The 11,911-nt window shown below is 34.4% G+C and carries 14 protein-coding genes; 3 read left to right on the top strand and 11 right to left on the bottom strand.

The window, feature by feature from the left end; all coding sequences use genetic code 11:
- Window positions 1-31: 31 nt before the first annotated feature.
- The 4 genes from COL05_RS31415 to COL05_RS16710 form a co-directional block, all read right to left on the bottom strand.
- Window positions 32-193, bottom strand: a complete 162-nt coding sequence (locus COL05_RS31415) for a hypothetical protein (RefSeq protein ID WP_098669439.1) — start codon at window positions 191-193, stop codon at window positions 32-34.
- Window positions 186-1,109, bottom strand: coding sequence for an ABC transporter ATP-binding protein (locus COL05_RS16720; protein ID WP_098669438.1), 924 nt, complete (start codon window positions 1,107-1,109; stop codon window positions 186-188). The genes COL05_RS31415 and COL05_RS16720 overlap by 8 nt, the downstream gene beginning before the upstream one ends.
- A 125-nt stretch (window positions 1,110-1,234) precedes the next feature.
- Window positions 1,235-2,170 (bottom strand): HAMP domain-containing histidine kinase, encoded by a 936-nt coding sequence (locus COL05_RS16715; protein ID WP_098669437.1) that lies wholly within the window; start codon window positions 2,168-2,170, stop codon window positions 1,235-1,237.
- Between the two features lies 1 nt (window position 2,171).
- The gene (locus COL05_RS16710) at window positions 2,172-2,864 is read right to left on the bottom strand and encodes a response regulator transcription factor (RefSeq protein ID WP_029440068.1); all 693 of its coding nucleotides are present in this window, start codon (window positions 2,862-2,864) and stop codon (window positions 2,172-2,174) included.
- Window positions 2,865-3,032: 168 nt separating this feature from the next.
- On the opposite strand from COL05_RS16710, the gene COL05_RS31410 reads away from it, so the two are divergent.
- Entirely contained in the window at window positions 3,033-3,206 is a 174-nt protein-coding gene (locus COL05_RS31410; protein ID WP_001293578.1) for a hypothetical protein, read from the top strand.
- Window positions 3,207-3,401, top strand: coding sequence for a YwbE family protein (locus COL05_RS16700; protein ID WP_001014310.1), 195 nt, complete (start codon window positions 3,207-3,209; stop codon window positions 3,399-3,401).
- 39 nt (window positions 3,402-3,440) lie between these two features.
- Here the strand turns inward: COL05_RS16700 and COL05_RS16695 are convergent, their stop codons facing one another.
- Together COL05_RS16695 and COL05_RS16690 are read right to left on the bottom strand one after the other, a co-directional pair.
- Window positions 3,441-4,640, bottom strand: coding sequence for a class I SAM-dependent rRNA methyltransferase (locus COL05_RS16695; protein ID WP_098669436.1), 1,200 nt, complete (start codon window positions 4,638-4,640; stop codon window positions 3,441-3,443).
- A gap of 89 nt (window positions 4,641-4,729) precedes the next feature.
- Complete coding sequence (locus tag COL05_RS16690) at window positions 4,730-6,520, bottom strand: cation:proton antiporter (protein ID WP_098669435.1); 1,791 nt, start codon at window positions 6,518-6,520, stop codon at window positions 4,730-4,732.
- Between the two features lie 257 nt (window positions 6,521-6,777).
- On the opposite strand from COL05_RS16690, the gene isdG reads away from it, so the two are divergent.
- Window positions 6,778-7,101, top strand: a complete 324-nt coding sequence (gene isdG / locus COL05_RS16685) for a heme oxygenase (RefSeq protein ID WP_098669434.1) — start codon at window positions 6,778-6,780, stop codon at window positions 7,099-7,101.
- Window positions 7,102-7,163: 62 nt separating this feature from the next.
- Here isdG and srtB read toward each other — a convergent pair whose 3' ends face one another.
- The 5 genes from srtB to COL05_RS16660 all read right to left on the bottom strand — a co-directional run.
- A complete protein-coding gene (gene srtB, locus COL05_RS16680) occupies window positions 7,164-7,928 on the bottom strand; it encodes a class B sortase (RefSeq protein WP_098669433.1) in 765 nt (254 codons plus the stop codon).
- Window positions 7,929-7,959: 31 nt separating this feature from the next.
- A complete protein-coding gene (locus tag COL05_RS16675) occupies window positions 7,960-8,730 on the bottom strand; it encodes an ABC transporter ATP-binding protein (protein ID WP_098669432.1) in 771 nt (256 codons plus the stop codon).
- A complete protein-coding gene (locus tag COL05_RS16670) occupies window positions 8,720-9,703 on the bottom strand; it encodes a FecCD family ABC transporter permease (RefSeq protein ID WP_098669431.1) in 984 nt (327 codons plus the stop codon). Before COL05_RS16670 ends, COL05_RS16675 begins: the two co-directional genes overlap by 11 nt.
- Window positions 9,704-9,730: 27 nt before the next feature.
- The gene (gene isdE, locus COL05_RS16665; protein WP_098669430.1) at window positions 9,731-10,606 is read right to left on the bottom strand and encodes a heme ABC transporter substrate-binding protein IsdE; all 876 of its coding nucleotides are present in this window, start codon (window positions 10,604-10,606) and stop codon (window positions 9,731-9,733) included.
- A gap of 75 nt (window positions 10,607-10,681) precedes the next feature.
- A partial coding sequence (locus tag COL05_RS16660; protein ID WP_142337537.1) for an NEAT domain-containing protein occupies window positions 10,682-11,911 on the bottom strand: 1,230 nt, incomplete at its 5' end.

The raw sequence follows: 11,911 nt of genomic DNA, 5'->3' as shown, positions 1-11,911 counted from the left end.
AACCACGCCTCCATTCTTTATATAACTGTCTCTACATTGCTAACATTCTAATTCCCGCAGTAACGAAGCTTAACATTCCTATCACTAGTAGAATTAACAACCATTTCCGCCCTGGTTTCCTATAATATAAAATCCCACTTATGAACATTACGACCAATCCACTTACTAGATTTACTAACAATCCATTAAGCATGAATGCCCTCTCCATCCATTACATTTAAGAAATATTCCTCTAAGGAACTATGTTTCTTATTAATACTTTCAATTTCCACATCGTTCATAATAAGTGCTTTTGAAATGGCTTGCTGAGACACTGCCGTATCATACACACGAATCATTTTTCCACTCATGATTTTATAATTTTTTATACCAAGTTTATCTTCTAGAATATAAGTTGCACGCTTCACATCAGGAACAGTAATTTCAATGTACTCTGTTTGTTTTCCGTTAATACTCTTCATTGAAACTTCTTTTATTAGTTTTCCATTTTGAATGACACCAATTGTATCCGCCATTAATTCCATCTCACCTAAAATATGACTAGAAACTAATAATGTAATGCCATATTCTTTGCAGAGCATTTTAAATAAGTCTCGTAACTCTTTAATACCAATTGGATCTAAACCGTTAATTGGTTCATCTAAAATGAGCAATTCTGGCTTTGTCACGATTGCCCTTGCAATACCAAGTCGTTGTTTCATTCCCAATGAAAAATCTTTTACTTTTTTATTATCTATCCCTTGTAGCTTCACTAAATGTAATGCATGGTCAATTTCATTTTTGTCGTAATAGCCCATATATTCACAATGTAATTCTAAGTTTTCTTTCGCCGTTAATTTATCATAAAAAATTGGATATTCAATAATTGTCCCCATTCTTTTTAATACTTCATAAGATGTGTCTGTTAACTTCTCACCGAAAATTTCAATCTCACCGCTCGTCGGTTTTATTAAATTTGTAATCATTTTCATAATCGTTGTTTTACCAGCACCATTCGGTCCTAAGAAACCGTATATTTCTCCTTTTTTTACATGCATGTTAACGCTAGAAATAACTTCTTTCCCTTTAAACACTTTCGTTAACTGATTCGTTTTTAATATATAGGTCATGTCACTTTCTCCTTTCGCACTACTTTATATTTCTATAATAGACAACGGAAATCTCTTTTTCCTTACCCGTTTCTTACAAATTCCTTACGCTGCAAAAAAGCTTGTAGAATCTACTTATCTACAAGCTAAAACTGCATCTTCTTTAATGCAACTGTAAAAATTGTTTTTTCATACGGCTTACTAGAAAGATGAATTTTTCCATCCATCGCTTCCACCAGTCTTTTCGTAATCGTTAACCCTAAACCGCTTCCTTGGTACAATCTATTTCTCGAATCTTCAAGTGTGTACATACGCTCAAACACTTTATCAATATGAGATTCATCAATCCCTTTTCCTTTATCCCATACGTCTATATACACATTCGTTTCATCATCTCTTAACGTCATACCCAGTATCTTTCCATCGTCTCCATATGTAATCGCATTTGATATTAAATTGTTCAATACCCTACCTAATACTTCTACATTTCCAAGTGCATATATATTTCTTTCTGGTATATCAATATGAACTTGAAACCCTTTCGCCGTCACTAAATCATAAAAAGATAAAATCTTCTCACGACAAACTTCATTCATATTTACTTTTGTCATCTCGATTGCCTTGTCACCAGATTCTAGTTTTGCTAAGTCAAAAAACTTATGAATTAGTTCCATTACTTCTAGTGTTTTCACATGCACCTTTTCAAGTAATATTTGTTGTTCTTCTTCACTAATCGTTTTATCCTTATTTAACATTTCTGTATATCCAAGAATAACTGTTAGCGGTGTTTTCAAGTCATGTGAAATATTTGAAAGCATTTTTCTCATCGAAATTTCTACTTTCGCATGATCTGCATTTGTTTTCTGTTTTGCATCTAATAATTGATTAATTGCCACTAATAATTTTTGCAATTCTAGATCATCTGTCATAACGAGTAACTTCTCGCCTGTTTTTTCATTAACAATACTTTCTAATTTTTCATATGTGTATCTCAAATTTTTATTACTATTTTTCCTCATTTTATATTGTATATAAATGACACATAACAATATAAAAATAATACTTATTAACAAATTGACCATATTACATCACTTCCAACTTATAACCGATACCCCATAACGTTTTAATGTATTCTGGATTAGATGGATCACTTTCGATTTTCTCACGCAACCTTCTCATATGAACATTAATAACGTTATCGTCACCGTAATACTCTTCGTTCCAAATTAGCGTATATATTTGTGCTTTTGTAAATACACGATTTTGATTTTTTACAAACAGTTTTAGAATCTCAAATTCTTTTAAAGTAAGTTTGAGAGGCTTCCTGTTTTTTTCCACAGTAAAATTAATTGGATCAATCGTTAAATCACCAATTTGAATCATCTTTTCTGTTGTTTCTGTAGCCGAATATTTCGTAGACCTCCGAATACCCGCTTTTACACGCGCGGCTAATTCAATCATAGAAAATGGCTTACAAATGTAATCATCTGCTCCAAGTCCTAATCCGACAGCTTTATCAACATCTGTATCTTTTGCCGACATCATTAAAATCGGAACGGCACTTTTTTCTCGAATGATGCGTACAACCTCTAAGCCATCTAGCTTTGGCATCATAATGTCGAGGATAATCAAATCAAATGAACCTTTTAAATATGTGTTTACCCCTTCTTCTCCATCAGATGCGATTGTAACTTGAAAGCCCTCTTTTATTAAATACTTTTCCACCATCTCTTGAATTGAGAGATCATCTTCAACTAATAAAATATGATGTGACATATGTCTATCCCCTTTTTACAAACGTTAACAACTCAATTGTATCGTAACTACTACAGACTGGAAACAATTATATGAATTTTCAAACCAACTTCCCTTCCTTCCATAACAATGATATGATGAAATTTACTACGATAGTTCATAATTAACTTTATATAAAGGAGACTTATCATGTCAGAAAACAAAAAAGTAAGCTTAGCTGATTTAATGCGCGAACAACTTGCAAAGAAAAAGCAAGGTAACGGTAATGGTCAAAATGCAAAAAACCAAAGTCAAGAAACAAAAAAACTACAAAACCAACAAACGAAAAAGACAAACAACCAACGTAGACGTACAGGTGTATAAATGAACGGACAAAAACGTTCTAATATCGCACCCGGCCTTGAAGTTGATATTGTATTAAAACAAGATCAACGCACCGGCAAATTAACACGTGGAATTGTAAAAGATATTTTAACGAACTCCCCTTCTCATCCGCATGGCATTAAAGTGCGATTGCAGGACGGGCAAGTCGGTAGAGTACAAAATATTGTTCAATAAGAACAGGAGCTCAAGTAAACTCGAGCTCCTTTTTCTTTATTATCCTTTTATTTTCTCGATGAAAACTACTTTTAAATAGTCTCCTTCTTTAAATTGATCAATTGTACGGAAATCTTCTGGTAAAGAATGTTCTTCTAATATTTTATATTTACCATTCATTTCTTTAAAGGCTGTATCGATAAAGCCTTTAAACTTTTTCATATCGAATGCACTACAATTTGTAGAAGCAACGATAATACCATTATTTTCTGTAATGGCAATTGTTTCTTTTAATAAATTTTTATAATCTTTTGCTGCACTAAATGTATATTTTTTCGAGCGTGCAAAGCTTGGAGGGTCTAATACAACCATATCGAACTTCATCTTTTTCTTCTCTGCATATTTAAAGTAAAGGAATACATCCTCTACGATAATATCTTGTGCTTCATAATCAATTTCATTTACACTAAACTGCTCAATTGTTTTACTTAAACTACGATTTGCAAGGTCGACACTCGTCGTTTTACTCGCCCCACCAAGCGCTGCAAATACAGAAAAAGCACCTGTATAAGAGAACATATTTAACACGGTTCTTCCCTTCGCATATTTATCACGAATTTGTTTTCGCACGTTACGTTGATCTAAAAATACCCCAACCATCGCTCCGTCATTTAAATAAACAGCGAAGTTCACACCATTCTCTTTTACAATAAGCGGGAACTCACCGCGCTCTCCTGCTACGAAATCGTCGCCTTCAATGTATTTCCCTTTCGTATCAAAACGCTTCTTCTCATAAATACCTTTAAAGTTTGCTACTTTTTGAAGAGCTGCTATAATCTCATCTCTGAAAGTATAAATCCCTTCACTATACCAGCTCACTACATAATAACCGTCATAATAATCGATAATTAAGCCGCCAAGACCATCACCTTCACCGTTTAGGGCGCGGAATGCTGTCGTATCACTTGATTTGTAAAATTGCTTTCGTTTATGTAAGGCAGATTTTATTTTACTTTCAAAGAAAGATTGATTAATTTGTTCACTCTCTTTTCTCGTTAAAATCCAACCGTATCCTTTATTTTGTTTTCCATAATAACCTTTTCCGACAAAGTTGTTCTTTTCATCTACTACTTTGATGATTGTCCCTTCTTCACGAACATCGTTTAGATTTTGAATCGCATCTTTTAAAATAAGCGGATATCCACTTTTAATTTCTTTTATAAATTTCGGTTTTATTTTTACAGCTACTTCTGATCGCATATAAAAACTTCCTTTCCATTTGCATGCTTTCTCTATAGGAAGCACTTAAAAAACGAGACTGAAAAACAGCCTCGTTTCACTATACCATATTATTGCTTTGCTAGTACAACTAGCTCATCCCCTGGTATAACAGCTATATATTTATACAATGTTGAAAAAGTAAGACTACCATCTCGATGGCGAATAAATAATATTAAATCCTCTGAATCGCTTTCTTCTTTATTAATTTTTTGTTCTTCTGCAACTTGTATCGTTTTAAACGTATAACTATCTTCAATTTTTCTATTTAACTCTTCATAAATTTCATTTTCACCAAACAGTAAATGCGCTTTTTTCGAAAGGGAAATGCGTTCTTGTTCAATCTTTTCCACATCATGGATTGGAAGTAAAAATGTATTATGATGTCCAAACTGCGGTACGTATGTATTTGCGACTAATACATTATAAGAATCCGTATCTGTAACTGCAATTAAGTATTCGTACTGATTCATATCAACTTCAAATTGTAATTGTTCAGAAAGAACTTGGCCATTATATGTATTAAGCCCTTTCACCTTTGCACATTGCAAATGCTCTTCTGACACATCTACAATTAAGCTCGGAACACCCATCTCTTTACAGTGCAATGCAAAAGCAGATGAGAATGTACTTGCACCTGAAATTAAAATTCCTGGTGGCTCCGTATTCGCCAATCCTAATTTCTTCGCTAAAAATCCAATTGAAAATCCGTGAGCACAAACGGTCGTAATAACAAGTGCAAATGTAAGTGCTGTTAATATAGAAGCATCTTTATAACCTTCTTGTAATAACTCCGTCGCGAAATAACTAGAAACTGTTAATGCAACAATACCTCGCGGCGCAATCCAGCCAACTAGCGCTCGTTCTGATTTTGTTAATTCTGTACCGATTGTCGATATCCAAATCGATAAGGGACGCACAACAAATAGCATCATAAGTACAAAACTTATAATAGGCCAGCTGAAAATCTCCATAATAGTTGTCCTTGGAAGCGATGCTGTTAATATAATAAAAACTGTTGACGTTAATAGTACTGAAATATTTTCATTAAAATGGCGAATATCACCGATAGAGGAGATGTATCTCTTCATTCGCGCAAGTGTAATCCCCATTACTGTTACAGCTAGCATACCTGTTTCATGCATCACTTCATCTGCAATACCGAAGCATAATAGTACCGTAACAAGCAAAATTGGTGCCTTTAAATATTCTGGTACTTTTCCCATTAAAATCATATAGCTCATAAAAATACTGAACGCATACCCAAGCACCATTGCAAATAACGAACCTGCAAAGAAATACAGCAACGTATGTAATTGTACACTTTCTTTCGTTAAGAAATTTACAATTTGAAATGCAAATACAGCAAGCAAAGCTCCAAATGGATCAACAATAATACCTTCCCATTTTAAAATTGCAGCCGTCCTTGGCTTTAATCGCGCTTGGCGTAACAACGGAATAATTACCGTTGGGCCTGTCACAATAAAGAGACCTCCAATAATAAATGCAACTGCCCAATCTAATCCAGCGACGTAATGAGCTGCAAGCGAGCCAGCAATCCAAGCAATAAACGCACCAAACGTAACGATACGAAATACTGGTTTTGATAGTCCTCTCAGTTCACGTATGTCTAAACTTAAACTACCCTCAAACAATATAATCGCAACAGAAAGTGATACGAGCGGACTAAAAACATCTCCAAGTACCTCTTTTGGATTAATAATACCGAAAACTGGACCAATTAATAATCCAGCAACTGCCATAACAACAATAGCAGGGAGCTGGAAGCGCCATGCAGTCCATTGCGAAGCAATACCCAACGTAATAATAATAACAATACTAAGTAAAAGTGATTCGACCATAATATTCTCCTTGTTCATAGTATTGCGACAGCAAAGTATAAACATTCTTTACTTCTACACATTTTCCATTGATTCTATTTACATAATATATAATCAAGTTAAATATATAGTCAACACATTCAACTGAAGGACATCATACTTACATAAAAATAGTATCATAATGTAAAATTACCATTGACATTGATAATGATTTTCATTATCATTTAATGTATATGAATTCTCGAAAATACAGGCTACACTTAATAGGAGGAATACACATGATTATTGTTACAAATACAGCTAAAATTACAAAGGGAAATGGACATAAATTAATTGATCGTTTTAATAAAGTAGGTCAAGTCGAAACAATGCCAGGCTTTTTAGGATTAGAAGTTCTTTTAACGCAAAATACCGTTGATTATGATGAAGTAACAATTAGCACACGCTGGAATGCAAAAGAAGATTTCCAAGGTTGGACAAAGAGCCCAGCATTTAAAGCTGCTCACTCACACCAAGGCGGAATGCCAGATTATATTCTTGATAATAAAGTCTCTTACTATGATGTAAAAGTTGTACGTATGCCGATGGCTGCAGCACAGTAAACATATTTCTTTTTTAAAGTATAGAATATGAGAAGNNCTTCTCATATTCTATACTTTTTTAATTACTTTCTTTTTACTAGTTTCGCATGCACAACTAACCTTCCTGCTTCCGGATCAAGTGCATAGTCACACGTCGAAAGTGTTACGATTTGATCGCTTGCTGTCAATTTTGTATCCGTTTTGTACTGCGATTTTTCTTGAATTTTCTCCAAAAATGAGGCGTATTCTGTATCATTACTAAAATCCGTTTCAATATAATAAAAATCAGTTGTTGTTGTATACACCGAGAACACTTCAAGATCATATCCTTCAAATAATGTATCGTAATATAATTTACGATGTAACAAGAAGAAATCCTCATCTAACATTTTCTTTAAACTTCCAAACATAGAACCATCTTTCATACGATGACCATATAAAACAGTATTTCGATTTTGAGATTTCACATCATTACGATAGTCCATAAAGATGCTTCCTGCTCTCATATCTTCACCTTTATAATTACGGAATAAATAGTAATCATTGTCTTTCGCTTGAACGATTGGATAATTAATTTGTGTATCATCCATCGTAATCCATCCAACTATTTCTTCGTTAATTTGCTGCAGAGCTTTGAACTGTTTACGCACTTCCCCGTCTTGTGATTGCTCTTCCATCGGACTTTTTTCATAAATATCTTGTGCTTCGGCCATTACTTTACGATTTTCATAGTAATCCATGAAAATACCACCTAATTCATATACTGAATAGAAAAAGGTACCTAAAAAAACAACTGTAAGTATTCGTTGAAAAAAAGAATTCTTCTTCCGTTCTTTTTTACTACTCAAATTATCACCTCAAAACGGATTGTTCGCATATTTAAATACCCATTGGGACCATATACAACCCTGTATCTTCATCTTGCTTTACGACGACATCTACACCGTATATCGTCTTTATCATACTTTCTGTCACAACATCATTCGGCTTACCTTTCGTAACAATCTCGCCATCTTTCATAATGATGATATGATCACTATAGCGAATCGCCTGATTAATATCGTGTAATACCATAACAATTGTCAATCCATGGACTTCATTTAACTCTTTTACTAGCTCTAATATTTCAAGTTGATAATAAATATCTAAATATGTTGTCGGCTCATCTAAAAAGAGCATCGGTGTTTTCTGAGCTAACGTCATTGCAATCCAAACACGTTGTCTTTCTCCACCAGATAAAGCGTGAATCTCTTTATCACGTTTACTTAGCAAGTTCGTACATGCTAAAGCCCTTTCGATTGCATCTCTATCTTCATCAGTTTGCGAGGAAAAAATGTTTTTATGAGGCATACGACCAAAACTTGTTAATTTCTCTACCGTCATATCTGCTGGTGCTTCATTTTGTTGATGGACAACGGCTAATTTTCTAGCAAACTCTTTCGGTTTATATTGGCTAATAGCCTTTCCGTCCAGTATTACCTCTCCGCTACGAGGATCGTGATTTCTTGACATCACGCCAAGTAATGTCGATTTCCCGCATCCATTCGGGCCAATAATTGTTGTAATTTTACCAATTTCTATTTCACTACTAACCGACTTTAATCGATCCGTTACATTATCATACGAAAAGGTTACATTTTTAATTTCCATGAACTTTATCACTCTTTCTAAGCAAGAATATTAAGAATGGACCACCAATAACTGCCATAATCGTCGCCGCGGGAATTTCATTAGGTGGCACAATTAACCTTCCAATCGTATCCGCCGTCAAAATTAATAAGGCTCCTGCAAGAGCAGAAAATGGAATTAATACTTTATGATCTGAACCGACTAGTTGTCTTGAAATATGCGGAACGAGTAATCCTACGAAAGCAATAACACCTGCAATCGCCGTTGATACTGCCGCTAAAAGTACTGCAATAGCAGAAATAATAAGACGAACTCTCGTCACGTGCAAACCTAAGTTTTTCGCAGTCTTATCTTGTAGCGATAATAAATTACACCAAGCTCCTACAAACAGAGCGAGGATAAGGCCAATCGTTCCATACGTAACCATTATTTCTACATCGTCCCACGTCTTCATCGTTATGTTAGAAGTCGTCGTTTGCTTAATACTCTTAATGAAATATCCGCAAATTGTAATGAACGATTCATTTAAGCCAGTGAACATCGCATTAATAGCTATACCAACTAAAATAATGCGAAGTGGGCTTAGCCCTGACTTCCACGAAAATGCATAAACGAGATAACATGCAAACGCACCACCTAAAAAGGCGAATACTGGTGTCCAGAAAAAGAATTGCGGGAACAACGTAATAATAACAAGTGTCATAAAACTTGCTCCTGAAGATATACCGATTACTCCAGCATCAGCGAGTGGATTTTTCATAACAGCTTGAAAAAGCACACCTGAAACAGCAAGAGCTGCCCCGGTGAACAGCGCAATAATAATACGCGGGAAACGCAAATCTTTAATTACTTCAACATCTTCATTAGCCCCTGTAAATATCCCTTGTACGAGGTCCACTATCCCTATTTCTAAACTCCCTTTCATTGCTGACAATGATGTCATAACAATAAGTAATGCAGTAACAATGAGGAAACTCCAAGTTTTTTTATTCATTCCACTCTTCCTTTATATTAAAATGCATCACGGATACATCATTTTTTTCAATTCATCTAACGCTTCAATTGCTGCTAAATTGCCTGTCGTTCCAAATAAACGCTCTTCTAAATCGTAAACACGGTTATTTTTAACTGCAGCGAAGTGTTTCCAAATATCATTTGTTTTAAATTCTTTATCAAACATTTTTACAACTTCATCAGGCATACCATGTGCTGCTCGTAAAATAATGTCTGGATCTGCTTTTTTTAAATACTCTGTATTAGAGGCTAAATACTCTACTTGCTCACCTTGTACAATATTTTTACCGCCTAATTGTTTCACTAAATCGCCAATGTAAGAATTCTCTGTTGCTACTAAATAACTCCCCGGTACACCTAATAAAATAAGCACTGTCGGTTCTTTCTTTCCCTTTACTGCTTTTTTAATCTCTGCAACCTTATTATCTAACTTCGTTACAACTGCTTTAGCCTGCTTTTCACGCCCATATTGCTTACCTAAATTACTAATGGAATTTTGCATATTTTTTAAACTAGTTAAGTCTACAAAGTTTGCTTTCATACCTACGCCATCAAAAACTGGCTTTAATTCATATTCAAGTGTTGTCACGGATAATACTTCTGACGGTCTTAATGACTTTACCTTTTCCATATCAGGACTCATCGGATTCCCGACTTCAGGTAAACCTTTATATCTCTTTGGTAGATTTTTCGTACTTGTTGGAACACCAACTAAATCTACTTCTAACGCATCCATAATTTCAGTAACAGCGACTGTCGTGGCAACAATTCGCTCTTTACTTTCACTCTTTACCTGCTTCGCTGTTTCTTTTTTAGGTGATGAGCATCCAGCTATACACACTAATAAAATGATAGCCATTAGTACACTTGCAATTTTTTTCACTCTCTATCACCACTCCTTTCCAAACAATATGAAACAAGTCTTGATGCATGCGAACATGCATCAAGACTCCAAAAATTACAATCTACCTGCTCTATATTTACGAACTAGTAAAGCAAGTGAACCTAGCAGTAACACCATGTATAAACCAAGTTGTGCTGTATCTGCAGTTTTTGAGTTTTTCTCTTTTTTTGAATCATTTTTTTGCTCTTCTTTTTTCTTCTTATCATCTGCATTTCGGTTGAAATCAGGAGTACTTACTGTTTTTACATTATCTACTTTCGATGTAATCACTGGTTTGTTCGGATCATTTTTCGGATCATTTTTCGGATCTTTTTTTGGATTCTCTTTAATCGTTCCTAATGCACCAATATTATTTGTATCAAATTGAATTTGGACATCGTAGAAATGATGGTAGTTCATTTCATTAATATCAACTTTCACTTTTGCATTTAATTTTGCAAATAAATCACTTACTTCAAATTGCACTACTCTCGTGTTTGCATTTTTATCTTCACTCACTAGTTTTGCATCAGCAAATAAACCATCTTTTTCTGTTTGGAATTTCGTAATCCACGCACTATTTTTCAGCGTCATCTCAATATACTTTTTACCATCTTTAACGATTAATTTGGCTGGATGTACAGTATAGTCATGCATCTTTGAAAGCTCATTTGTTTTATCTTTTAACACTTTAAATGGAATATCATATTGACCATCTACTAAATTTTTCGGATCAACTATTACTTTTGGTTGATTATTTCCGCCTTGGTTATCGTTTCCGCCTTGGTTGTCATTTTCGCCTTGGTTATCGTTTCCGCCTTGGTTATCGTTTCCGCCTTGGTTGTCATTTCCTCCTTGGTTGTCTAACGGTTTAATACTACCTTTATCAAATGCAAATTGAATGTCATAAAAATGGTGATAATTCATTGCATCAATATCTACTTTTACTTTTGCATTTAATTTTTTCGATAAATCATCTACTTCTAACTCTATTACTTTTGTATTTTGTCCTTTATTCTCACTTAACACTTTTGCGTTAACAAAAGAACCATTCTTCTCAAATTCAAATTTTGTAATCCATGCACTATTCGTTAATGTAAACGACACATACTTCTTACCATCTTTCACTTTTAGTACAGCTGGACTCTTTGTATATGTGTTCATCATTGAAATTTCTTCTGTTTGATCTTTTAACACTTTAAAGCCAATGCTGTATTCACCATCTTTTAATGCTTTTGGATCAATGGTTGTGTTATTACCTTGGTTGTCGTTTCCGCCTTGGTTATCGTTTCCGCCTTGGTTGTC

The sequence above is a fragment of the Bacillus sp. AFS059628 genome, assembly GCF_002571225.1.
In the GTDB taxonomy this organism is placed as follows: Bacteria; Bacillota; Bacilli; order Bacillales; family Bacillaceae_G; genus Bacillus_A.
Note: the sequence above shows the minus strand (reverse complement) of the source record. Positions and strands in the feature narration are given on the sequence as shown.

Coding starts and splice junctions, on each gene's coding strand:
- COL05_RS16675 (WP_098669432.1), bottom strand. CDS start 8,730: ATGGAAATTAAAAATGTAACCTTTTCGTATGATAATGTAACGGATCGA.
- COL05_RS31410 (WP_001293578.1), top strand. CDS start 3,033: ATGTCAGAAAACAAAAAAGTAAGCTTAGCTGATTTAATGCGCGAACAA.
- COL05_RS16700 (WP_001014310.1), top strand. CDS start 3,207: ATGAACGGACAAAAACGTTCTAATATCGCACCCGGCCTTGAAGTTGAT.
- COL05_RS16695 (WP_098669436.1), bottom strand. CDS start 4,640: ATGCGATCAGAAGTAGCTGTAAAAATAAAACCGAAATTTATAAAAGAA.
- COL05_RS16670 (WP_098669431.1), bottom strand. CDS start 9,703: ATGAATAAAAAAACTTGGAGTTTCCTCATTGTTACTGCATTACTTATT.
- COL05_RS16720 (WP_098669438.1), bottom strand. CDS start 1,109: ATGACCTATATATTAAAAACGAATCAGTTAACGAAAGTGTTTAAAGGG.
- isdG (WP_098669434.1), top strand. CDS start 6,778: ATGATTATTGTTACAAATACAGCTAAAATTACAAAGGGAAATGGACAT.
- COL05_RS31415 (WP_098669439.1), bottom strand. CDS start 193: ATGCTTAATGGATTGTTAGTAAATCTAGTAAGTGGATTGGTCGTAATG.
- COL05_RS16710 (WP_029440068.1), bottom strand. CDS start 2,864: ATGTCACATCATATTTTATTAGTTGAAGATGATCTCTCAATTCAAGAG.
- COL05_RS16715 (WP_098669437.1), bottom strand. CDS start 2,170: ATGGTCAATTTGTTAATAAGTATTATTTTTATATTGTTATGTGTCATT.
- COL05_RS16690 (WP_098669435.1), bottom strand. CDS start 6,520: ATGGTCGAATCACTTTTACTTAGTATTGTTATTATTATTACGTTGGGT.